The organism is Amycolatopsis sp. CA-128772 (genome assembly GCF_002904295.1).
Classification (GTDB): domain Bacteria; phylum Actinomycetota; class Actinomycetes; order Mycobacteriales; family Pseudonocardiaceae; genus Amycolatopsis.
Map to the genome: position 1 here is coordinate 86,352 of NZ_PPHG01000092.1, position 22,463 is coordinate 108,814.

23 protein-coding genes are annotated in these 22,463 nt (G+C 71.4%); 11 read left to right on the forward strand and 12 right to left on the reverse strand.

Annotated features, from left to right (window positions below):
* Nucleotides 1–88 precede the first annotated feature (88 nt).
* From cydB to C2L59_RS41745, 3 genes are all read right to left on the reverse strand, one after another.
* Complete coding sequence (cydB, locus tag C2L59_RS41735; protein ID WP_103355108.1) at nt 89–1,096, reverse strand: cytochrome d ubiquinol oxidase subunit II; 1,008 nt, start codon at nt 1,094–1,096, stop codon at nt 89–91.
* A 114-nt stretch (nt 1,097–1,210) separates the two neighbouring features.
* Nucleotides 1,211–2,683 carry a cytochrome ubiquinol oxidase subunit I gene (locus C2L59_RS41740; protein ID WP_103355109.1) on the reverse strand — a complete coding sequence of 491 codons (1,473 nt, stop codon included), beginning with the start codon at nt 2,681–2,683 and terminating at the stop codon, nt 1,211–1,213.
* Nucleotides 2,684–2,755: 72 nt separating this feature from the next.
* On the reverse strand, nt 2,756–3,715 hold the full coding sequence (locus C2L59_RS41745) for a S41 family peptidase (RefSeq protein WP_103355110.1): 960 nt from the start codon (nt 3,713–3,715) through the stop codon (nt 2,756–2,758).
* Between the two features lie 186 nt (nt 3,716–3,901).
* Between C2L59_RS41745 and C2L59_RS41750 the strand changes: the two genes are divergently transcribed.
* Together C2L59_RS41750 and C2L59_RS41755 are read left to right on the forward strand one after the other, a co-directional pair.
* Nucleotides 3,902–4,489 (forward strand): TMEM165/GDT1 family protein, encoded by a 588-nt coding sequence (locus C2L59_RS41750; RefSeq protein WP_103355111.1) that lies wholly within the window; start codon nt 3,902–3,904, stop codon nt 4,487–4,489.
* A gap of 56 nt (nt 4,490–4,545) precedes the next feature.
* Nucleotides 4,546–5,196 (forward strand): DUF998 domain-containing protein, encoded by a 651-nt coding sequence (locus C2L59_RS41755; protein WP_103355112.1) that lies wholly within the window; start codon nt 4,546–4,548, stop codon nt 5,194–5,196.
* Here C2L59_RS41755 and C2L59_RS41760 read toward each other — a convergent pair.
* Nucleotides 5,193–5,834, reverse strand: a complete 642-nt coding sequence (locus tag C2L59_RS41760; RefSeq protein WP_103355113.1) for an IclR family transcriptional regulator — start codon at nt 5,832–5,834, stop codon at nt 5,193–5,195. The genes C2L59_RS41755 and C2L59_RS41760 overlap by 4 nt on opposite strands.
* Nucleotides 5,831–6,685, reverse strand: coding sequence for a hypothetical protein (locus tag C2L59_RS41765; protein WP_304485948.1), 855 nt, complete (start codon nt 6,683–6,685; stop codon nt 5,831–5,833). Before C2L59_RS41765 ends, C2L59_RS41760 begins: the two co-directional genes overlap by 4 nt.
* Nucleotides 6,686–6,770: 85 nt before the next feature.
* On the opposite strand from C2L59_RS41765, the gene C2L59_RS41770 reads away from it, so the two are divergent.
* From C2L59_RS41770 to C2L59_RS41780, 3 genes are all read left to right on the forward strand, one after another.
* Nucleotides 6,771–7,943, forward strand: a complete 1,173-nt coding sequence (locus tag C2L59_RS41770; RefSeq protein WP_103355115.1) for a homogentisate 1,2-dioxygenase — start codon at nt 6,771–6,773, stop codon at nt 7,941–7,943.
* 80 nt (nt 7,944–8,023) lie between these two features.
* On the forward strand, nt 8,024–9,832 hold the full coding sequence (locus tag C2L59_RS41775) for a substrate-binding and VWA domain-containing protein (protein ID WP_103355116.1): 1,809 nt from the start codon (nt 8,024–8,026) through the stop codon (nt 9,830–9,832).
* A gap of 12 nt (nt 9,833–9,844) precedes the next feature.
* Nucleotides 9,845–10,582: a hypothetical protein gene (locus tag C2L59_RS41780; protein WP_103355117.1), complete on the forward strand. Its 738-nt coding sequence runs from the start codon at nt 9,845–9,847 to the stop codon at nt 10,580–10,582.
* Here the strand turns inward: C2L59_RS41780 and C2L59_RS41785 are convergent.
* Nucleotides 10,509–11,774 carry an MFS transporter gene (locus C2L59_RS41785; protein WP_103355118.1) on the reverse strand — a complete coding sequence of 422 codons (1,266 nt, stop codon included), beginning with the start codon at nt 11,772–11,774 and terminating at the stop codon, nt 10,509–10,511. The two genes, C2L59_RS41780 and C2L59_RS41785, sit on opposite strands and share 74 nt — an antisense overlap.
* A gap of 92 nt (nt 11,775–11,866) precedes the next feature.
* On the opposite strand from C2L59_RS41785, the gene C2L59_RS41790 reads away from it, so the two are divergent.
* A complete protein-coding gene (locus tag C2L59_RS41790; RefSeq protein WP_103355119.1) occupies nt 11,867–12,793 on the forward strand; it encodes a LysR family transcriptional regulator in 927 nt (308 codons plus the stop codon).
* Here C2L59_RS41790 and C2L59_RS41795 read toward each other — a convergent pair.
* Entirely contained in the window at nt 12,760–13,815 is a 1,056-nt protein-coding gene (locus C2L59_RS41795; RefSeq protein ID WP_233223990.1) for a hypothetical protein, read from the reverse strand. The genes C2L59_RS41790 and C2L59_RS41795 overlap by 34 nt on opposite strands.
* Before the next feature lie 123 nt (nt 13,816–13,938).
* Between C2L59_RS41795 and C2L59_RS41800 the strand changes: the two genes are divergently transcribed.
* A complete protein-coding gene (locus C2L59_RS41800) occupies nt 13,939–14,733 on the forward strand; it encodes a DUF2470 domain-containing protein (protein ID WP_103355120.1) in 795 nt (264 codons plus the stop codon).
* Here the strand turns inward: C2L59_RS41800 and C2L59_RS41805 are convergent.
* A complete protein-coding gene (locus tag C2L59_RS41805; protein ID WP_103355121.1) occupies nt 14,725–15,186 on the reverse strand; it encodes a PPOX class F420-dependent oxidoreductase in 462 nt (153 codons plus the stop codon). The genes C2L59_RS41800 and C2L59_RS41805 overlap by 9 nt on opposite strands.
* Nucleotides 15,187–15,208: 22 nt before the next feature.
* On the opposite strand from C2L59_RS41805, the gene C2L59_RS41810 reads away from it, so the two are divergent.
* The 3 genes from C2L59_RS41810 to C2L59_RS41820 all read left to right on the forward strand — a co-directional run bounded on the left by C2L59_RS41810 (nt 15,209) and on the right by C2L59_RS41820 (nt 17,945).
* Complete coding sequence (locus C2L59_RS41810) at nt 15,209–16,021, forward strand: CPBP family intramembrane glutamic endopeptidase (RefSeq protein ID WP_103355122.1); 813 nt, start codon at nt 15,209–15,211, stop codon at nt 16,019–16,021.
* 40 nt (nt 16,022–16,061) lie between these two features.
* Nucleotides 16,062–17,252, forward strand: a complete 1,191-nt coding sequence (locus C2L59_RS41815; RefSeq protein WP_199199631.1) for an arginine deiminase — start codon at nt 16,062–16,064, stop codon at nt 17,250–17,252.
* 138 nt (nt 17,253–17,390) lie between these two features.
* Nucleotides 17,391–17,945, forward strand: a complete 555-nt coding sequence (locus C2L59_RS41820; RefSeq protein ID WP_199199628.1) for a ferritin — start codon at nt 17,391–17,393, stop codon at nt 17,943–17,945.
* 77 nt (nt 17,946–18,022) lie between these two features.
* On the opposite strand, the gene C2L59_RS41825 is transcribed toward C2L59_RS41820, so the two are convergent.
* The 4 genes from C2L59_RS41825 to C2L59_RS41840 form a co-directional block, all read right to left on the reverse strand.
* On the reverse strand, nt 18,023–18,847 hold the full coding sequence (locus tag C2L59_RS41825; protein ID WP_103355125.1) for a hypothetical protein: 825 nt from the start codon (nt 18,845–18,847) through the stop codon (nt 18,023–18,025).
* Nucleotides 18,844–19,356 (reverse strand): SigE family RNA polymerase sigma factor, encoded by a 513-nt coding sequence (locus C2L59_RS41830; RefSeq protein WP_103355126.1) that lies wholly within the window; start codon nt 19,354–19,356, stop codon nt 18,844–18,846. The genes C2L59_RS41825 and C2L59_RS41830 overlap by 4 nt, the downstream gene beginning before the upstream one ends.
* 210 nt (nt 19,357–19,566) lie before the next feature.
* Entirely contained in the window at nt 19,567–19,920 is a 354-nt protein-coding gene (locus C2L59_RS41835) for a DUF952 domain-containing protein (RefSeq protein ID WP_199199633.1), read from the reverse strand.
* A gap of 324 nt (nt 19,921–20,244) precedes the next feature.
* Nucleotides 20,245–21,126 carry a DUF5926 family protein gene (locus tag C2L59_RS41840; protein WP_103355127.1) on the reverse strand — a complete coding sequence of 294 codons (882 nt, stop codon included), beginning with the start codon at nt 21,124–21,126 and terminating at the stop codon, nt 20,245–20,247.
* Nucleotides 21,127–21,179: 53 nt separating this feature from the next.
* Between C2L59_RS41840 and C2L59_RS41845 the strand changes: the two genes are divergently transcribed.
* On the forward strand, nt 21,180–22,346 hold the full coding sequence (locus C2L59_RS41845; protein WP_103355128.1) for a cytochrome P450: 1,167 nt from the start codon (nt 21,180–21,182) through the stop codon (nt 22,344–22,346).
* Nucleotides 22,347–22,463 lie beyond the last annotated feature (117 nt).

Below are 22,463 nucleotides of genomic sequence, written 5' to 3' on the forward strand. Positions count from 1 at the left end.
AGGGGAGCGCGCCCGGGAAGCTGTGACAACCGGGGCTGCGCCCCGGGCCGGGGGCTCCGCCACCCGGAACCCCCGAAAAACCGTTTCGTCATGGCGCGTGGACCGCCGGGATGTGCTGAACGCCGATGCGCCGGCGGAACACCCAGTACGTCCAGCCCTGGTAGACCAGCACCGCGGGGGCGCCGAAGACCGCGACCCACGTCATCACCGTCAGCGTGTACGGGCTCGACGCGGCGCCCTCGATGGTCAGCGTGTTGGCCGCGTCGAGAGTCGACGGCAGGACGTTCGGGAAGAGCGAGCCGAACATGACCACCGCCGCCCCGGCGATGACCACACCGAGTGCGGCGAACGCCTGCCCGTCGCGGTCGGCGCGCAGGCGCAGCCAGGCGACGGCCGCCGCGGTGGCGCTGATCCCGAACGCGAGCAGCGTCCACAGCGTCCCCGCGCGCCACTGCACGACCGCGAGGAACGCGACCATCGGCACCATCGCCACCGGCAGCAGCCTGAGCGCCAGCAATCGAGCGCGTTCGCGCAGCTCACCGCTGGTTTTCAGGGCGAGGAACGCGGCGCCGTGCGTGATCGAGAAGGCGGCGATGGCGACCGCGCCGAGCAGCGTGTCCCAGCGGACCGCGGCGAACGCGGAGCCGGCGCGGTTGCCGTCGGCGTCCAGCGGCAGCCCGAGGACCGTCGTCGCGAGGATGAGCCCGACGCCCAGCGGCGGGATCCACGAGCCGGCCACGATGACGCGGTCCCAGTTGCGTCGCCAGCGCTCGGAGTCGACCTTGCCGCGGTACTCGAAGGCGACGCCGCGGCCGATGAGGGCGAGCAGCACCAGCAACAGCGGCAGGTAGGCGGCCGAGAACAATCCCGCGTACCAGGCGGGGAACGCGGCGAACATGGCCCCGCCGGCGACGATGAGCCAGACCTCGTTGCCGTCCCAGACCGGCCCGATGGTGTTGACCATGACCCGGCGTTCGGTGTTGTCCCGCGCGAGCACCGGCAGCAGCATGCCGACGCCGAAGTCGAAGCCCTCGAGGAACAGGTAGCCGAGCCAGAAGAAGGCGATGACGACGAACCAAGCGATTTCGAGCGTCATCGGGCACCTCCGCGCGACCCGTGGCCGTGAGTTATCCACAACGGGGCGAGTTGTCCACAGAGGGGCTGTGGGTAACTCGGGAGAGTGAGTTCGTCGGCACTCATCGTCAACACCTCAGTACGCGAAGGCGAGCGCGTCGCCGTCCGGCTTGTCCGAGTCCTGCTTCTCCGGGGGCATCACCGCTTCGACGCCGCCGCGGATGTACTTGCGCATCAGGTACAGCTCCACCACGCCGAGCGCCGCGTACACCAGGGTCAGCGCGATCAGGGACGTCCACACCTCGCCGGTCGTCACCTTCGACACGGCCTGGGCCGTGAACATCCAGACCCCGTCGACGCCGGACGGGTTGGGCGCCACCACGAACGGCTGACGGCCCATCTCCGTGAAGATCCAGCCCGCACTGTTGCCCAGGAACGGCGTCGCGACGCCGCCGAGGACCAGCCACGGGAACCAGCGGCTGCCCGGGATGCGGTCGCGGCGGGTCAGCCAGAGGGCCAGGACGCCGATGCCGGCCGAGACCGCGCCGAAGCCGATCATCATGCGGAAGCCCCAGTACGTCACCGGCAGGTTGGGCACGTAGTCGATCGGCTTGCCCGCCAGCGAACCCAGGGCCGGGTCGTCCGGGTAGTTCGTGCCGTACCTGGCCTGGTACTCGGTCACCAGATTCTCGACGCCCTCGACTTCGGTCGAGAAGTCGTTGTGGGCCAGGAACGACAGCAGCGCGGGCACGTTGAACGTCTTCACGTCCTCGCAGTTCGCGCCGGAGACGTCGCCGATCGCGATGATCGAGAAGCTGGCCGGCTGTTCCGTGTGGCACAGCGCTTCCGCCGACGCCATCTTCATCGGCTGCTGCTCGAACATCAGCTTGCCCTGCGCGTCGCCGGTGAACGCGAGGACCGCGAACGCGGCCACGCCGACCCAGCCGCCGAGGCGCACCGACGCGCGCCACACGTCCGCGTGACCGCGGCGCCGCCAGAGGTGCCAGCCCCCGATGCCGACCAGGAACGCCGCCGCCACCGAGAACGCCCCGGCGAGGGTGTGCGGGATCGCGGCCAGCGCCGTGTTGTTCGTCAGCACCGCCCAGATCGAGTTCATGGTCGGCTTGCCGTTCTCGAACGTCACGCCCACCGGGTGCTGCATCCACGAGTTGGCGGCCAGGATGAAGTACGCCGAAGCCATCGTGGCCAGCGAAAACGCCCACGCGCAGGCCAGGTGGACCTTCTTCGGCAGCCGGTCCCAGCCGAAGATCCACAGACCGAGGAACGTCGACTCGACGAAGAACGCGACGAGCCCTTCCATCGCCAGCGGCGCGCCGAAGACGTCGCCGACGAAGCGGGAGTACGCACTCCAGTTCATCCCGAACTGGAACTCCTGCACGATCCCGGTCACCACGCCCATGGCGAAGTTGACCAGCAGCAGCTTGCCCCAGAACTTGGTCATCTTCAGGTGCCGCAGCTCGCCGGTGCGGACCCAGCGGGTCTGCACCGCCGCGACCAGGATCGACAGCCCGATGGTCAGCGGGACCATCAGGAAGTGGTAGACGGTGGTGATGCCGAACTGCCACCGCGCTAGCTCAAGGACCTCCACGCCCTCCAGCGTGCTCCGGGCCGGGTGAGGGCAGCCAGATCAACTGGTCCCGTTCGCGGCGGGACCAACGTCCTACAGCTGGTCGAGCGCCTGCCGCGCCTCGTCCGCCACGCCCCGCCGCGGGCCCTCTTCGCCCAGCTCGAGCACGTGCCGCAGGGCCAGCGCGTACGCCGTGTCGAACGCCTGGTCCGCGGCGACCGCGATGTCCGGCGCCACGCCGACGCCCTCCCAGTTCTCTCCCGTTTCCGGGTCGTACGAACGGGCGATCGGGACCGTCACGTCCAGGTAGGTGTCCACTTTGTACCGGTCGCAGGGGTGCGCGCCGCCCCGCGTCCCTTCGCCGACGGTCTTCGCGCGGCCCTGCCGCTGCAACGAGAAGGCCAGGTCCTCGCCACCGGAGAACGTGACCGGGCCGGTGAGCACCCAGATCGGCTTGGTGCCGCCGAACTTCGGGCCGGGGACGTACGGCAGTGTCCACATCTGGGTGACGCGGTCGCCGTCGCGCTCGTAGAAGTCGAGGTAGTGGGTCCGCTCGTCGACGAGGTAGCTCTGCAGGAACGCGCTGGTCTCCGGGTCGCCCCCGCGGTTGCGCCGGACGTCGATCAGCAGCGCGTCGGCCGGCGCGACCAGCGTCATCGCCGCCGAGAAGGCCGGAGCCGCGAGGTCGATCGGGTAGAGCATGGTCGTGTCGAGGTAGCCGACGTTGCCCGGCAGCCGCCGCACCGCCGCGACCCCGAAGTTCTCCAGCTCGCCCGCGCGCCGGAAGTGCTCGGACGCGTGTTCCGCGTCACCGTCCACGGCGACGGGATCGACGTGGTGGCGCAGCCGCAGGTGCTTGTCGTCGTTCACCGACTGCAGGTCGGTTGTGACGAGGGCCGCGAATTCCGGGTCACCGAGGTCGGCGTACGCGCCTTCGTCGAGACGCGCGCGAAGCACCTTCTCCAGTTTCGCGGCGACGTCCGGAAAGACGTAGTGAGCTTCCAGCCGGCGGATGACCTCTTCGACCTGCGCAGCACGCGCCTGTGACCCCATGCCGGTGAACCTACCGCAGGCCACAACCGAAATTCGGCGTGCCGAAGAAATTTGTGCGACGCTCCTGGATGTCAAATTCATGGCCGCCGATCCGGCAATTTCGCAGAAGCCATCAGCTTGCCTCTTTCCGAAGCGCCCCTTTATCGTTGCAGTGAAAGGGGCGAAAGAATACTCATGAGTGCCGCTATGGTGGCGTTGATCAGCGCGTTCGGCCTGGTCCTCGCCGTGGAACTGCCGGACAAGACGCTGGTTGCGACCCTGGTGCTGACCACCCGTTTCCGCGGCTGGCCGGTTTTCGCCGGAGTCTGCGCCGCGTTCGCCGTGCAATGCGTCATAGCGGTCGCGTTCGGCAGCGTGCTGACGCTGTTACCGGACGTGGTCCTTTCCCTCGTGGTCGCCGCGATGTTCGGCCTCGGCGCTTTCATGCTCCTTCGCGAGGGATTCAGCGAAGCCGACGAAGCAGGCGAAGACGCCTCGCGCACCGGCCCGGCTCCGCAGACCTTCATCCGCTCCGCGATGACGTCCTTCGGCGTGCTCTTCGCCGCCGAGTGGGGCGACGCCTCCCAACTCGCGACGGCGAGCCTCGCCGCCCGCATCGGCAACCCCGTCGCCGTCGGCGTCGGCGCGTTCGCCGCGCTCGTCGTGGTCGCCGGGCTCGCCGTGTTCATCGGCGGGAAGATCCGCAGCCGGATCAAGCCGAAGCTGATCCAGCGCTGCGCCGGCTTCGCGTTCGCCGGGTTCGCCGCGTTCGCCCTGGTCCAGCTGGCCTTCTGACCGCTGCCTCACAGGTTCGCCCGGTAACCTTTCGGGAACGAAAGGGGAAGCACCGGGTGAACTCGCCGAACACGCACGCCGTCTCGCCGCTGCACGGCCGGCTCGCGCTCGGCGGCATCGGCCTCGCCGTCGCCATCTCGATCGACCTGCACCTGCGGTTGTCCGGCCAGGTCAGCCCGGTCTGGCAGACGCTGTCGGAGTACGTCTACGGCAAGCTCGGCACGTCCTCGGCCGCGCCCCTGTTCAGCGTCATGTGCCTGGCCCTCTCCCTGGGCTCGGTCGCCCTGCTCGCCGGCATCGCCAAGGCCCACCGCCCGGGCACCACGGCGGTCTGCGTGCTGCTCGGCGTCTGGTCGGCCGGGCTGCTCGTGTGCGGCCTCGTCCCCGTCGACCCCGACGGCCAGGCGCGGTCGCTCGCCGGCCAGGTCCACAACATCGCCGCCCTGACGGCGTTCGTCGCGCTGCCGGCGGCCGCGTTCGTGCTGACGAAGAAGGGCCGCGAGCGCTGCCCCTGGGAGCCGCGGCGGACGACGATCCGGCGCCTGGCCACGGCGAGCTTCGCCAGCGTCGGTGTGGTGCTCGCCGGGTTCGTCCTCACGCTCGTCCTCGGCCCGGCCCAGCAGGACGTCACCCTGGGCCTGTTCGAGCGCCTGCTGTTCAGCGTGGACGTCGCCCTGCTGCTGACGATGGTCCGGCCGCTGCGCTAACCCTCGGTCTTCAGGATGTCGGCCAGCCGGGTGGCGGCCGCGACGACCTGGGGCCCCACCTCGGCCGCCTTCAGCGGCTCCATCGAGACGACCCCGACGCTCGCCCGCAGCCCCGGCACGCCGCGCACCGGCGCCGCGACGCCGGACGCGCCTGCCTCGAGTTCGCCCGCCGACGTCACCCAGCCGTCGCCGCCGGGTCGCAGCGTCATCGCCTTGCCGGCCGCGCCGGCGGTCAGCGAGTGCCGGCTGCCCACCCGGTAGGCGACGTGGAAGTTGGTCCACGACGGCTCGACGACGGCCACCGCAAGCGCTTGCGTCCCCTGCGCGACCGACAGGTGCGCGGTCGCGCCGACCTTCTCGGCCAGCTCGCGCAGCACCGGGCCGGCCGCGTCACGCAGCTGCGGCAGCACCTGCCCGGCGAGCCGGAGCAGCCCGACGCCGAGCCGGACCTTGGTGCCGTCGCGCCAGACCAGCCCGCGCTCCGACAGCGGCACGAGCAGCCGGTAGACGGCCGCGCGGCTGGCCCCGATGGCCACGGCCAGCTCGGAGATGGTTGCCGCGTCGCCGCCGGCGTCGGCCACCGCCTGCAGCAGCGCCAAGCCGCGGTCGAGCGTCAGCGACCCCTCCCGGCCGGTCACAGCAAGCCGAGTTCGCCCAGGTCGGCGACCGGCTCCTCGAACGTGGCCGCCGCGTAGGACGCGAAGAGCGCTCGCACGGCCTTCGCGGCCGGCTCGGATAGCGCGCGAGCCTCGTCGGCCAGCGCCTGGGCGTCGGTCGACTCCAGCGCACCCCGGACGTCGCCGCCGGCGAGGCTGCGCGCGGAGGCCACGAGCAGGTTCAGGAAGCCGTGGTGCACGAAGCCGGTGCGGGGGTCGGTGTGCCGGACCGCGCGGTGCAGGCTGTTCGTCGCCTTGAACGACGCCCCGCTCGACCCGCTGACGACGGCGAGGAAGTCGGCCACCTCGTCGACGCTGGGGAAGTTCTCGCCCGCCTGCCCGCCGCAGCGGATCTTCGGCCAGCTGCCGTGCTCGATCACCTTCCGGACGCCGTCGAGCCAGCCGACACCGCGCCGCGGCTCGACGACCCGGATGACGTCCTCGGGGACGAACTCCGAGACGCGCTCCAGCCAGACCTCGTCGACGTCCGACGGCGCGGGCATCTCGACCATCCGCAGCGCGAGCAGCTCACTGCGCGACTCGACGATCGAAATGGCCTTCGGAACACCGCCAAGGCCGGTGTCGATGATCAGCGAAAGCGGCAGCGGCTGCTTCGGCTTGATCTTGATCAGCTCGGTGATCAGCTCCGGCAGCCGGGAGGCCTGGCAGAGGAAAACCCCCAGTACACCGGCGTGTTCGGACTCCCGGCTCGCGAAATGCGCGCGCAGGGCTTCGGGCATGGCCGCATCGCCCGGAGGGAACAGCGCCGAGTCGTCGACGAGCCTCGCGAACAGGGGAGGAATCCCACGGGGGCCGGGGGGCGTGAGTTCCACAGCGCTTGACACGACTGACACGCTAGTAGCGTACGACATGAGGACAAAATCGTTCGCACAACGGACACCTGCAGGAGGGACGGCGATGCCTTACTACCGGCGAGTAGGCGAGATCCCGCACAAGCGGCACACCGCGTTCCGGAAGCCGGAGGGCGGCCTCTACGCCGAGGAGCTGATGGGCGTCGAGGGCTTCTCCGCCGACTCGGCCCTGCTCTACCACCGCGGCCTGCCGACGGCGATCGTCGACGCCGTCGCGGTCGAGGAGGACCGCGGGTCGCTCACCCCGAACCACCCGCTCAAGCCGCGGGCGTTCCAGACCCGCGAGCTCAAGTTCGGCGGCGAGGCCGACGCGGTGACCGACCGCCGCCGGCTGTTCGGCAACAACGACGTCACCATCGGGTTCGTCACGGCGACCGCGCCCAGCCCGCTGTACCGCAACGCGGCCGGCGACGAGCTGTTCTACGTCCACGGCGGCTCGGCGACCTTCGAGACGATCTACGGCCGCCTCGAGGTCGGCGACGGCGACTACGTCGTCATCCCGACGTCGTGCACCTACCGGGTCGTCCCCCACGGCGAGGTCAACCTCTTCACCCTGGAGGCGCGCGGCCACATCGGGCCGCCGAAGCGCTACCTGTCGGCGAAGGGCCAGTTCCTGGAGCACTCGCCGTACTGCGAGCGCGACATCCGCGGCCCGTCCGAGCCGCTGCTGGAGGACGGCGAGGACGTCGAGGTGCTCGTCCGGCACCGCGCCGGGCTGACCCGCTTCACCTACGCGACGCACCCCTTCGACGTCGTCGGCTGGGACGGCTGCCTCTACCCGTGGGTGTTCAACATCGACGACTTCGAGCCGATCACCGGCCGCGTGCACCAGCCGCCGCCCGTGCACCAGACGTTCGAGGGCCCGAACTTCGTGGTCTGCTCCTTCTGCCCGCGGAAGGTCGACTACCGCGAGGACGCCGTCCCGGTGCCGTACAACCACGCGAACGTCGACTCCGACGAGCTGATGTTCTACGTGCGCGGCAACTACGAGGCCCGCAAGGGCTCGGGCATCGGCATCGGCTCGCTCTCGCTGCACCCGTCCGGCTTCACGCACGGCCCGCAGCCGGGCGCGGCGGAGGCGTCGATCGGCGCGGAGTTCTTCGACGAGACCGCGGTCATGGTCGACACGTTCGCGCCGCTGGAGCTCGGCGAGGCGGCCGACGCGGCCGAAGACCCCGGCTACGCGTGGACGTGGTCGCGTCGCGGCCCTAAGTCCTAGTCAAGATTCGGAAATACCGTCCCCTCCCCGTTCCGGCGCCCGGATAATGAACTTCCGGGTGGCGGAACGGGGAGGATTCGATGATCAATTCCCAACCAGCGCGACGCAGGAGAAAAATTCTCCCGTTCCTGGCCGCGATCGTGGTCGCCATCGCCTTGATCATCGGCATCCGGTACTGGACCAGCGGCTCGGGCGACGAGGCCGACGCGCCGAAGTGCTCCGGCGCGGACGCGATCGCGCTCACCATCGCGTCCTCCCCGGAGAAAGCGGGAATCGTCCAGGAAGCCGCGAAGGCCTACTCCGGACGGTCGGTCGCGGGTCATTGCGTCGACGTGATCGTGAAGTCCAAGTCGTCCGGCGTGGCGATGCAGGCGCTGGCGAACGGCTGGAACGAAGCCACCGACGGGCCGCGCCCGGACGTCTGGACGCCGGCCGCGAGCGGCTGGGTCAGCCTGCTGCGCGTCAACGCCAAGGGCGACACCGGCTCGATCGTGCCCGACGGCGATCCGCAGTCGATCGCGAACTCGCCGCTGGTCGTCGCGATGCCGAAGCCGATGGCCGAGGCGCTCGGCTGGCCCGCCAAGCCGATCGGCTGGAAGGACCTCGCGTCGCTGGCCACCGACCCGGCCGGCTGGGCGAAGTACGGCCACCCGGAGTGGGGCAAGTTCCGGCTCGGCAAGACGAACCCGAACATCTCGACGTCCGGGCTGAACGCCACGATCGGCGCCTACTACGCCGCCACCGGCACGTCGTCCGACCTCACCGCGGCCGCGCTCGAGAAGCCGGACGCGAAGCAGTTCGTCACGAACATCGAGCAGGCGATCGTGCACTACGGCGACACCACGCTCACCTTCCTGACCAACCTGCAGAAGGCCGACGACAAGGGCGCGGCGCTGTCGTACATCTCGGCGGTCACCGTCGAGGAGAACTCGCTGATCGGCTACAACCAGGGCAACCCGACCAACGACCCGGCCAAGGTCGGGCAGCACGCGCCGCCGAAGGTGCCGCTGGTGGCCGTCTACCCGGGTGACGGGACGCTGAACTCCGACCACCCGTTCGTCACGCTGAACTGGGCCGACCAGACGCGCAAGCAGATCGCCGCGGACTTCCTCGGCTACCTGCGCGGCCCGGACACCCAGGCGAAGTTCGCCGCGCTCGGCTTCCGCTCCTTCGACGGCAAGCCCGGCCCGCAGGTCACGACGGCCAACGGCGTCCAGCCGGACGCGAAGATCAACTTCATCCGGCCGCCGTCGCCGGCGGTGCTGTCGAAGCTGCTGGCGTCGTGGACCGATCTGCGCAAGAAGGCGAACGTGCTGCTCGTGGTGGACGTCTCGGGCTCGATGGGTGACGAGGTGAAGGGCACCGGCAAGAGCAAGATCGACCTGGCGAAGCAGGCCGCGATCGACTCGCTCGGCCAGTTCGTGCCGCGCGACCAGGTCGGGCTCTGGCAGTTCTCGACCCGCCTCGACGGCGACAAGGACTACCAGGAGCTGCTGCCGGTCCAGGCCCTCGGCACCAGCGGCAAGGAGACTCTGGCGATGCGGCTGAGCGGGCTGACGCCCCAGTCCGGCACGGGCTTGTACGACTCGTCCCTGGCCGCCTACCAGTACCTGAACGCCCACCTGGACCCGTCGGCGATCAACGCGGTCGTGGTGCTCACCGACGGCCGCAACGAGGACTCCGGCGGCGTCGACCTCGACCACCTGCTGCCGCAGCTGCGGCCGGAGGGCAACGCCGAGACGGTCCGGCTGTTCACCATCGCCTACGGCTCCGACGCCGACCAGGGCGTGCTGAAGCAGATCGCGGAGGCGACCGCGGGATCGGAGTACGACTCGTCCAAACCGGACTCGATTAACCAGGTGTTCACGTCCGTCATCTCGAATTTCTGAGATCCTCCGGTGATGAAGTTCGCCCGTGAGCTCGCCGAACCGTGGGGGCTGCTGCTCGCCGCCACGTCGGCGGGCGTGGCGTGGGCCGTGCAGCTGCCGGTCGTCGCGTCGGCCGGGGTCGGCGTCGCCGTCCTCGCGGTGTGGGCGGGCGTGGCGGCGGCAACCCGCGAGAAGGAGCCTCCACCGCGCGAGGCCCGGGTGCTCGACGTCGCGCCCGGGACGGCCGAGGCGGACTGGCTGCACCGGGCCGAGGGCGCGGCCGAGGGGTTCGGCTCGCTCAGCAGCTCCCTGAGCCCCGGCCCGCTCGCCGACCGCGTCGCGGACATGGAGCCGGTGGTCCAGGAGACGCTGTCGACGCTGCGCCGCCTGGCCGGGCGGGCGTCGGCGACCGGGCAGGCCCTCGCCCGGGTCGATGCGGACGCCGTCGCGCGCGAACGGCGCCGGCTGCAGCGCGAGCTGCGCACGGCGAGGGCGGAGGTGCGCGGCGATCTCGAACAGGCGCTGACGGCGGTGCAGGCCCAGGCGGACGTGCACACGCGGCTGTCCGGCGCCCGCGACAAGCTGCTGGCCCAGCTGCAGTCCGGCGCGCTCGGCCTGGACAGCTTGGTCGCGCGAGTCGCGGAGCTGACGGCCACGACGACGGACGTCGCCGTCGACACCGGCGCGGTCCGTGAGCTCAGCGACCAGCTGGAGGGGATCCGGCAGGGCGTGCTGGAGACGGAGCAGGCGACGCGGAAGTCCCTGGGGTAGGCGTCCGGGGCAGCAGCAGCGGCGTCACCAGCACGAGCACCCCGGCGACGCCGATGGCGACGCGCGGGCCGGTGACGGCGGCGAGCAGGCCCCAGAGGGCGGTCATCGCGGCGATGGACGCCTTGGTGCTGACCGCCCACGCCGAGAGCGTCCGCGCGACGCGGTCCGCAGGCAGCTGCTCGAGCCGGTAGGTGGCGAGGACGGGGTTGAACACGCTGCAGGAGACGATGATGCCGAGCTCGACGGCCATCACGTAGACCAGCCCGCCGGCGCCGGCGGGCAGGAAGGCGAGGGCGAGCAGCCAGCACGCCCGCAGCGCTCCGGAGGTCACCAGGACGCGGTGCCGCCCGAACCGCTCGACCAGGCGCGGGGTCAGCCGCGAGCCGGCGAGCCCGCCGAGGCACGGGACGGCGAACGCGAGCCCGTACTGCCACGGCGCGAACCCGAGGTCCTTCAGCATCAGCACGGCGAGCAGCGGTTCGGTGCCCATGATCAGGCCGTTGAACAGCAGGACGTTGAAGAAGAGCGGCCGGAGACCGGGGTGGGTCAGCACGAAACGCCACCCCTCGGCGAGGTCCCGCGCCCGCAGCGGTGCGGTGGTCCGCGGCCGCGGTTCGTCGCCCTTGATGGCGCGGATGCCCAGGGCGGAGAGCAGGAAGCTGACGGCGTTGGCGACGACGGAGGTGACCGGCCCGAGGACGGCGAAGGCGGCCCCGCCGAGCGGCGGCCCGAGCGCGGTGGCGGTCCAGTTGGTCGACTCGAACCGGCCGTTGGCGAGCAGGAGGTCTTCGGGCGGGACCAAACCCTTGAGGAAGGCCCCGCTCGCGGAGGTGAAGGTGATGTCCGCCGCGGCGACGACCACGGAGACGGCGAGCAGCTGGGCGAAGGACAGCAACCCGAGCGCGTAGGCGGCGGGCACGCTGAGGAGCGCGGCGAACCGGACGAGGTCCATGCCGACCATGACGGGCCGCTTCCGCCGCCGGTCGACCCACGGCCCCAGCGGAACGGCGACGAGCGCCCCGACGGCCGGCCCGACGGCGGCGAGGGCCGAGACGGCGGCAGGCCCGGCGTGCAGGACGAGGATGGCGAGCAGCGGGAAGGCCCCGAAGCCGAGCCAGGTCCCGAACGCGCTCACGGCGTAGGCCGACCAGAGCCACCTGAACCGCGGCCCCAGCGACCGCCCGCGCACCACGGGGAGATCAAAGCCGGGAAGGGCCGCGCGGAGCAAACAACCAGCGCGGCGGCGAGCCACAACGCGGCGTTGTGTATCTAGAGTCGACCGTCGTGGACCTCGATGCCGTGCGCACCTTCGTCGCCGCCGTGGCGGCGGGCCGGTTCCAGGACGCCGCCACCGACCTCTCGATCACGCAGCAGGCCGTCTCGAAACGCATTGCTGCGTTGGAGAAGGCGCTCGGGGTCCGGCTGTTCACCCGCACCGCCCGCGGCGCCGTCCTCACCGGTGACGGCGAAGCCTTCCTGCCGCACGCCCGCGCGCTGCTGTCCGCCGAGCTGCGCGCCCTGGCCTCGGTACGCACCGGGCCGCTCCGCGTCGACGTGATCGGGCGGCGGCTGTACCCGGCCACGTTGCTGCGCGGGTTCCACGAAGCCCATCCGGACCTCGCCCTCGAAGTCGTGACGCTCTTCGACACCGCCGTCGCCGCGATCCGGGACGGCTCGATCGATGCGTCCTTCCGGGCCGTCGCCGCGCTGCCCGAGGACCTCGACGCGATGTGGGTGCACGACGAGCCGATCCAGCTGCTCTGCGGGCCCGCGCATCCGCTGGCCGCCGCGGCCGTCGTCACGCCGGAGCAGCTCGCCGGGCACCGGCTGTGGATGCCCGGCGTCGTGCCCGGCACCGAGTGGGGCGCCTACTACGCCGAATTCGCGAAGGTGTTCGGCCTGTCGATCGACGCGGCGGGCCCCAACTTCGGCACCGAGGTCGTGCTGGACGCGCTCGCGGAGTCAGGTGCGGTGGCGACCCTGGCCGGCGCCGGCGTCCGGCTGTCGTGGCCGGCGGAGTACGACCTGCGGCGGGTGCCGATCGAACGGCCCACGCCGGTGTACCCGCACTCGCTGGTGTGGCGCCGGGACAACGCGCACCCCGGCCTGGTCGCCCTCCGGCGGCACTTCGCGGCCGGCGAACGCGCGCCCGGCGCGTGGCGGCCGGGCTGGGTGCGTCAGCCGAGCCAGACCGTGCCCAGCACCGGGTAACCCGGCACGCCCGCCGTCGCGCCACCGGGCCGTGGGACGCCCGCGATCCACAGCCGCCCGGTGGCCGCGACGTTCGCCGCCATCGACGGATCCGCCGTGGGCATCCGGAAGCCGATCACCGCGCCGTCCGCGAGCATCGTCAGGCCGCTCAGCCGGGCGCCGCGCGGGCCCATCCGGACCGGGCCGTCCAGGACCGCGCGCAGCTCCGTCCAGTGGTCGGCCGCGAGGGGGCGGCGGTAGGCGACCGACCGCGCCGCCGCCACGAGCGCGGTCAGCAGGGCCGCGCCCGCGAAGGTCCACGCGATCCAGCCCGTGGCCGGGAAGTCGAGCCGGACCCAGGCCGCGAAGCCCGCCAGGACCAGCAGGAACGCGGCCAGCGCGCATTGGTCGCGGGCGATCCGGCGCCGGTGCGCGGTCAGCACCGGGTCCAGCCGCGGCGAGTACGCCCCCGCCGCCGGGGGCACCGCGGCCGCGTCCGCCGGGGGCGCGTCGAAGATCCGGGCGCGGCGGACGCGCACCACGCCGGGGAACCCGACGAACACCTTCGGCCCCCGCCCGAGCAGCCACACCCGCCGGTGCGTGGCCAGCAGCAGCCGGTACGGCTCGTCGAGCCGCACGCGCAGCCACCGGCCGTCGGGCAGGCGCACCCCGACCGACCGCCCGGCGGCGACCAGGCCGTCGGCGGCGATGTCCACCTGCCGGAAGGCCTCGCGCTTGAGCCGCGTCTCCGGCACGCGGACGTACGCGCGGTACAGCCACCGCGCCTCGACCGCGCCCACCAGCGCGAGGACGCCGACCGGCAGCACGATTCCGGCGCCGGTGAAGAACTGGGCGACCCCGAACGCCAGGAGGAACCAGGACAGCAGCCGCTGGTTCGCCGCGTTGCGGCCGAGCCGGTCGAGGTACTCGCCGAAGATCGGCAGGGCCCCGGACGGCATGGCGGGGTCGAGCTCGAACGCGCGGACGCGCTCGGGAACCGGGACGATCGGCACGCGGAGCCCCCACCGGGTCGGAGTGGTCACCCGCCTTTTCGACAAACTGGCCACCGGCGTTACCGGATGCGCCGATCAGCGGAAGCGAAGTGACCGCGACGACTATTCACGCCGCAGAATTCAGGTTAGGCTCACCTAAGTAGGAGGTGAGCCGTGACCGAGGCACCCACATCCGTCCGCCGCCCGCCGGCGCCGAACCCCGCCGAGCGCGCCAAGACGATCGCGACCCGAAACGGGCCCGCGTCGCTGCTGCCGACGTGCGAACGCACGGACCTGGACGGCGAGCGCGTCGTGCCGCTCCTGCACCACGTGCACCACAGCGGCAGCGTGAGCGTGCTGCTGCCGGACGAGCACCAGCTGGTCCGCGCGGCGAAGCAGACCCAGCGCGGGGAGCTGGCCGTGATGGTCGAGCTCGCCGACCAGGCCCCGGTCGACCTGCGCGAACCCATCCGCGGGCTGCTGTGGATCACTGGCTGGCTGCGGCCGCTGTCCCCGGTGTCGGCCCGCGCGCGGGCGGTGGCCATCGCCGAGACGCGGCCGGACGAGCGGCTCCTCGACGTCGGCCACGGCGTGACGCTGCTGCGGCTGACCCCGGCGTCGCTCGTGCTCGCCGACGCCGAAGGCACCCACTCGCTGCGCCCGCACACGTTCAGCGCGGCGCCGCCCGACCCGTTCCACGACTACGAGGCCCGGTGGCTGCGGCACCTGGAAGCCGACCACGCCGACGTCGTCGGCCAGCTGGCCAAGCACCTGCCCACGGAACTGCGCGGCGGCCGGATCCGCCCGCTCGGGCTCGACCGGTTCGGCCTGCGGCTGCGCGTCGAGGCCGACACCGGCGACCACGACGTCCGGCTGGCCTTTTCGAGGTCGGTCGACAGCCCGGCGCAGCTCGCGTCGGAGCTGCGCCGGCTGGTCGGCTGCCCGTTCCTGCGCGGGCGGTCAGGCTAGGTCGGCGGGGAAGCCGCCCTTCGCGATCGGCCCCCAGCTTTCGATCGTGACGCGGATGATGCTCTTGCCCTGCTTGACCATCGCTTCGCGGTATTCGTCCCAGTCCGGGTGTTCGCCGGAGATGGCGCGGAAGTACTCGACGAGCGGCTCGACCGAGTCCGGGATGTCGAGCACCTCGGCGGTGCCGTTCAGCTGCACCCACTGGTCGTTCCACTCGTCGGACAGGATGCAGGCCGAGACCTGCGGGTGGCGCTTGACGTTCACGACCTTCGCCCGCTTCGGGTAGGTCGAGACGACCAGCCGGCCCTCGGCGTCGACGCCGCACGTGACCGGCGACAGCTGCGGGCCGCCGTCGGCTTTCGTGGTCAGCAGGATCGCGCGGTGGCGGGTGGACAGGAACTCGACCAGCGCGGCGCGGTCGACGGTTTCGTTGGTGGCGATGCTCCTCGGCATGCTCCGAAGGTAGCGTGCGCACATGACGTTCACCGCGCGATCGTGGCTGGCCCCGGCCCGCCCCGAGTTCCCCGGGACGATCGAGGACCCGGCCGAGCGCCGCGCGGTCAAGCTCGAGCTGCTGATCGTCTTCGGGATCACGCTGGGCATGTCGGGCGTGCGCAGCCTGCTGTCCATTGTGGACTCGCTGCTGCAGCCGGTACCGCTGGCGCAGCAGCAGACCCAGCTGAACGTGCCGCAGGCCGCGGCGAGCCTGATCGACCTGCTCAAGCAGCTGTTGTCGGCGGCGCAGCTGGTCGGCTGGGGCGCGCTCGGGCTGTACCTGCTGTGGCGCGCGGGCGTGAAGGTCGCGCGGATCGGGCTGGACCGCCGGACGCCGGGCCGGGACGCGCTGCTGACCGTCGTGCTCGCCGCGTTGATCGGGATCCCGGGTCTCGCGCTGTACTTCGTCTCCTACCACCTGGGCTTCAGCCTGGCCGTGCAACCGTCCACTTTGGGCGATACCTGGTGGCGGCCGATCTCCCTCACGCTGTCGGCGTTCGGCAACGCCTTCGCCGAAGAGGTCCTGGTCATCGGCTACCTGCTCACCCGGCTGCGGCAGCTCGGCGTGCGGGAGAACACCGCGGTGTTCGGCGCCGCCGTGCTGCGCGGGTCGTACCACCTGTACCAGGGGTTCGGCGGGTTCGTCGGCAACTTCATCATGGGGCTGGTGTTCGGGCGGCTGTGGCAGAAGACCAACCGCCTGTGGCCGCTGGTCGCCGCGCACACGCTGTTCGACTTCGTGTCGTTCGTCGGATACGCCCTGTTGAAGGGGCACGTTTCCTGGTTGCCCTGACTAAGCTCGGGGGGTGATCGACGAAACGGCACCTCCCCGGGTGGACAGCGAAGTCGGACCCCTGCGCGCGGTGCTGCTGCACCGGCCCGGCAACGAGCTCAAAAGGCTGACGCCCCGCAACAACGACCAGCTCCTGTTCGACTCGATCCCGTGGGTCGACCGGGCCCAGGCCGAGCACGACGCCTTCGCCGAGGTCCTGCGCAACCGCGGGGTCGACGTCCTGCTGCTGGCCGACGCCCTCCGGACCGCATTGGACGACGACCGCGCCCACGCGGCGGGCGTGCACGCGGCGGTCGACGACCGGCGGCTCGGCGGCGACCTCGCCGACTCGCTGCGGTCGCACCTCTCCGGCGTCGACGCGGCCGGCCTCGCCGAGGTCCTGATGGCCGGCATGACGTTCGAGGAGCTGCCGTCGGCCGAGGGCGCGTCGCTGGTGCGGATGATGAACCACCCGCACGACTTCGCCGTCGATCCGCTGCCGAACCTGCTGTTCACCCGCGATTCGTCGGCGTGGATCGCCGACCGGGTGGCGATTTCGTCGCTGACCATGCCCGCGCGCCGCCGCGAAACCGCGGTGCTGGACCTGATCTACGCCTACCACCCGTACTTCCGGCACGCGGCCCGCGCGTACGGCGCCCATTCGGCGCCGATCGAAGGCGGCGACGTGATGCTGCTGGCCCCGGGCGTGCTCGCGATCGGCGTCGGCGAGCGGACGACGGCGGCGGGTGCCGAGTCGCTGGCGCGGTCGGTGTTCGCCGATGGCATCGCGCACACCGTGCTGGCGGTGCCGATCGAGCAGTCCCGCGCGACCATGCACCTGGACACGGTGTGCACGATGGTCGACGCGGACGCGGTGGTGATGTACCCGCTGGCGCGCGACTTGCTGACGGCGTTCACGCTGCGCCCGACCGGCGACGGCGGGGTGAAGGTGGCCGGCCCGGCGCCGTTCCTGGTGGCCGCGGCCGAGGCGATGGAGATCGACCGGCTGCGCGTCATCGACACCGGCCTCGACCCGGTGACGGCCGAGCGCGAGCAGTGGGACGACGGCAACAACACGCTCGCCCTGGCGCCGGGCGTGGTCGTCGGCTACGAGCGGAACGTCGAGACGAACGAGCGGCTGGAGGCGGCCGGCATCGAGGTGCTGCCGATCGCGGGCTCCGAGCTGGGCTCCGGCCGCGGCGGCCCGCGGTGCATGTCCTGCCCGGTCCGGCGCGACCCGCTGCAGAAATGAAAGCAAGCCTTCCCTAAATGCGTTTAGGGAAGGCTTGCTTAAATAAGGTTCGTCTTCTTTAGGAATGGTAACCCTAATAGGGGCGAGATCACCAGGTCCCGGTGGCATTCGCCGGAAACTTGATCTATTCTGATCTGCATGGCCCTCACCAAGAAGAAAGAACCGCGCTCGAAGTTCTTCGAACTGCTGCAGGCGCAGATCCACAACGAGTTCAACGCGTCCCAGCAGTACATCGCGCTCGCGGTGTGGTTCGACGCCGAGGACCTCCCGCAGCTGGCGAAGCACTTCTACGAGCAGTCGGTCGAAGAGCGCAACCACGCGATGGCGCTCGTGCAGTACATGCTCGACCGCGACCACCACGTCGAAATCCCCGGCACCGGGGAGGTGCGCAACGACTTCTCCGGCGTGACCGAGGTCATCGAGCTCGCGCTCGAGCAGGAGAAGGACGTCGCGACCGACATCTCCGCGATGGCCAAGGCCGCCCGCGCCGAAGAGGACTACATCAGCGAGCAGTTCACGCAGTGGTTCCTCAAGGAGCAGGTCGAAGAGATCTCCCAGATGAACACGCTGCTGAACGTCGTCAAGCGCGCGAACGGCAACCTCTTCGAGGTCGAAAACCACCTGTACCGCGAGTCCGTCGGCGACGGCGGCACCGACTCGCAGATGCCGCCGGTGGCCGGCGGCAAGCTCTGACGCTTCGGTAGTCCGAAAACCGGAAACCCGGGCCCTCCCCCTGTGGACGGCCCGGGTTTCCGCGTGCGACCGGCCGGTCAGCCGGCGCAGTCCTGGGTAACGCTCATCAGGCTCGTCTGCACCACGCCGGTGTCGCCGAGCCGGAAGTGGTAGTCGGCGGCGGCACTGGCCGGGGCGACGACGCCGCCGGACTCCGCCTTGGCCGCGGGGTAGACGGCGAAGATCTGGTCTTGGGTGGACCCGGCGCCGACACCTTCGGCGGTGTGCGCGGCCACGTCCGGCGTGACGACGACGAGCCCGGCCGCCTTCGAAATGACGACGCTCGCGGCCGCGGGCACCCCGCTGCCCTGGACCTTGTAGACGGTGCAGTTCGCGGCGGGCTGGGCGTCGCTGAGCGTGATGGTCTGCGCGACGAGGTCGGCCTCGGACATGCCGAGCTTGAGCTTGCCGAAGCCGTCGGCCGCGAGGAGCGGCCCGCTGGTCACGGCGGGCAGCGAGGACGGCGAAGAAGAGGCCGACGGCCGCGTCGGCGGCGACGTCGAGGCCCCCGGCGGTGCGGAGACCTGGATGCTCTGGGTGCTGGTCGGCCCGGGCGTCGACGGCTCCGGCGGCCGGCCCTGCGTGAGGTTTTCGGGCGGCTTGACGCTGCTTTCGGTCCCATCGGCGGACATCACCGCGGTGCCGTCCTCGGTGTGGACGCGGACCATGGTCAGCCCACCCGAGACGGCGACCACGGCCGCCGCGACCCCGGCCACCGCCTGCACGGCGTGGCGACGACGGCGCCGCCGTCGCGCCCCGGCGACGATGACCGTGCCGGCGTCCGGCGGCGGGGGCAGGTCGAGCCGCTCGTCGGCGAACAGCGCGCGCAGCCGCTGCTCCAGTTCGTCCTCGGAGATGTTCAACCTGCACCACTCCCTTCGCCTTCGCCGTCGGCCGACTTCAGCTTCATCCGCAGCGACGCGATCGCCTTGCTGGCCTGGCTCTTGACGGTGCCCTGGGTGACGCCGAGGGCACCGGCGATCTCCGCTTCCGAGAGACCTTCGTAGTAACGCAGCACCATGACGGCCCGTTGTCTCGGCGGCAGCGTTCGTAACGCACGCCACAGCGGCTCGTGCTCGAACGGGTCATCCGGCACGTGCGGGCTGGTGTCCGGCAGGTCCGCGACCAGGTTCTCCCGCCGCGTCCGCCGCCAGCGGCTCACGTGCGCGTTCGCCATCGACCGGCGGACGTAGGCCAGCGGGTCGCCGGTCTTGTCGTGGACGTAGGCCCAGCGCGAGCCGATTTTCTCCAGCACGGTCTGCACCAGGTCCGCGGCGTCGTGCGGGTTGCCGGTCAGCGCGTGCCCGTACCGCAGCAAGCCCGGCAGGGTGGCCTGCACGAAGTCGCCGAAGTCGGTCAACTCACCCGGCAACGTCGCGGCTCTTCCTCGGCCTGCGCTGGTTACCCACGTATCTCCCCCGGTGAAGACGGGTGCCGCAGCGGTCACCGTATCGCCTCCCATCGGGGTCGGGTAGCCGGCAGCCGAGCCGCCTTCCTCCCCAACACGCATCACAGCCCCCTCAGGTTGCCCGCGTTCCCGGCCGGAATCCTGATCGTCCGGCCGGGTGCTGATCTGCCCACGTCAGCGGTGGGCGAGCGAGTCGGGCAGCCGGAAACCGCCGCCTTCGGACTCAGGGAATTCGTGCACGCCGACAACGGCCGCACGCGGAATCGGCCCGTAGACGTGCGGAAACCGCACCCCAGCCGGATGCGCCGGCACGCCGTCTTCCCAGCGGACGGGCACCCCGGCCTTGGCCGGATCGATTTCGAGCAGGACCAGATCGGTCCGCCCCCGGTAGAGCGCGTCGGCCGGCAGGTGCGCCGTGCCGAAGTCAGAACAGTGCACAAACCCGACATCCCCCAGCGACGGCGGCCGGTAGTCGCCGTCCTCCCCCACTTCGGCCCAGTCGGCCGCCCCGCAGATGTGAAGTATCACGCGGAGAATGGTCCCACCGGCGCGATCCCCCGGCGGTGTCTCGTGCGCCACATACTGCCTGGTTGAACACTCATCGAGCAAGTGGAGGACCACCGGTCCGTACCGGCGGTCCGGCACCCGCCGACGTGGGGTCAGCGCCGGGGTGAGTCGCCGGCCGACCCGCGCCGGCCGACGAGCGATCAGCGCAGGTTGAGCTGCCGGCCGACCCGCGCCGCCGACGAGGGTCAGCGCAGGGGTGAGCTGCCGATGGCCGTCCGGCACCCGTCGACCAGCGGGCAGCGCAGGGCAAGTTGCCGATGGCCGCCCCGCGCCGCCGGCGAGCGGTCAGCGCAGGGTGAGCTGACGGCCGACGAGGCCGTCCCGCGCCCGCCGCTCGGCCGCGTTCAGGGGCTCGTCGTCGAGCGACTTCAGGGCCGTCTCGAGCCGGGTGCCGAGGGCGTCCTTGGCTTCCGCCCACTCACGGGCGTGGGCCTCGGGGTCGAGGTCCCACACCGGGACGAGCAGGCCGTGCGCCCGGAACGAACCCGCGTACCGCGAGCCCTCCCCGAGGCCGAGTTCGCCGGCCGCGGACAGCCGGGCGAGCGCCTGGAGCAGCAGGTTCTCCGGCTCCGGCCGGACCCAGCGCAGGTGCGCCTTCTCGCCGGCGAGGACCCAGTAGGCGCCGGAGCCGAGCCGTTCGGTGGGCATGATGGCGGCGTTCGCGCGCTCGAGGGAGACCGCGACGTCACCGGTGGCGTCCGCGTCCTCGGGCAGCCACCAGGCGAAGTCCTGGTGCAGCGTGACGTCGAGTTCGGCACCCGGGGTCAGCAGGTCCTGCAGCCGCGCGTGCTCGTCGGCGGCGGGCGGGGTGGTGGTGTCCGGCACGCCGAGGACGTCGCCCTCCTTGGCGTCCAGCAGCCACTTGAGGGAGCGGCCGAGGTCGCGGCTGATGTCGGAGGAGCGGGTCTGCACCTGCAGACCGAGGTACCGCCGGCCGTCCGACCGGACGAACGCGGCCGCCGCCATCGGCAGCACGGTCCCGAGGGTGACCTCACCGCCGTCGGCGAGGGTCAGCTCGGCCGTCGCGGACGGCACGAACTCCCGGAGCGCGATCAGCTCGGGCTCCGCCGCCAGCCCTTCGAACGGCTGGCCGACGAAGACGTCGCGCACCTTCGGCTTGCGGTCCGATGCCTGCTTGGGACCCTTCTTGCGCGCGCCCTTGCCCACTGCTGCCTCCTCTGGCTCGGCTTGTGACGCTATCGAAGGGCTAGTCTCGCGAAGTGTTCGACCCCCGCGATCCCGCGTTCCTCGACGACCCGTACCCGGCGTTCGCCGCGCTGCGCGCACAAGGCGAAGTCCATTTCCACGAAGGGCTCGGCATCGCCATCGCGGTGTCGCACGCCGCGTCGTCGGCGGTATTGCGCCACCGCGGCCTGGGCCGGATCTGGCAGGACGCCCAGCCCCTCGAGCGGTTCGCCTCGTTCAACCTGCTGCACCGCAATTCGCTCCTGGAGAACGAGCCCCCGGCCCACACACGCCTCCGGCGCCTGATCGCGGGCGCGTTCGGCCGCGGCCACGTCCAGCGCCTGCGCCCGATGGTCGCCACGTTGGCTGCCGGCATGGTCGACAACCTGGCGGCGGCCATCGCCACCGACGGCAGCGCCGACCTCCTCGAGCACCTCGCCCAGCCCCTCCCGGTGGCGGTGATCGCGGAGCTGCTGGGCGTCCCCGCGACCGACGGCCCCCGCATGGTCGAGCTGTCCAACGCGATCGTGAAGATGTACGAGTACGGCCTTCCGGAAGAAGGACGCGACGCCGCCGAGCGGGCGGCCGCCGAGTTCGTCTCGTACATCCGCACGGTCGCCTCGGCCCGCGCCGACGCCCCGGGCGACGACATCATCAGCGACCTGCTGCGCAGCGAGCTGACACCGGACGAGCTGGTGGCCACCGCGGTGCTGCTGCTGATGGCCGGCCACGAGGCAACGGTCAACGTGCTCGGCAACGGCATCACGGCCCTGCTCACGCACCGGGACCAGTGGGAGCGCCTGCTGGCCTCACCTGCCCTTCTGGATTCGTGTGTCGAGGAGCTGATCCGGTTCGACGCGCCCCTGCAGCTGTTCGAGCGAACGGCAACGGAGGACGTGTCGATCGGCGGGTACGCGGTTTCCCGCGGTCAGAAGATCGGCGCACTGCTGGGCGCGGCGGCCCGCGACCCGAAGGTGTTCGACGAGCCGGACCGCTTGGACATCGGGCGGACACCCAACGCCCATCTGGGGTTCGGCCTGGGGATCCACTACTGCGTGGGTGCTCCTCTCGCTCGGGTGGAGATCGCCGCCGCGTTGAGCGCGTTGGCGGAGAAGCTGCCGGGGCTGCGGTTGGCCGAGCCTCCGCGGCGACGGCCGGAGTTCGTGATCCGCGGGTTGCGGGAGCTGCGGGTCACCGCCTGACGGGGTCGCCAACCCGGATCTCGCGTGATTGGAGACGGGACTCGCGTGATTCCCGGCGGAACTCGCGTGACTGAAGGCGGAACTCGCGTGATTGAGGGGGTATCTCGGGTCATGGGG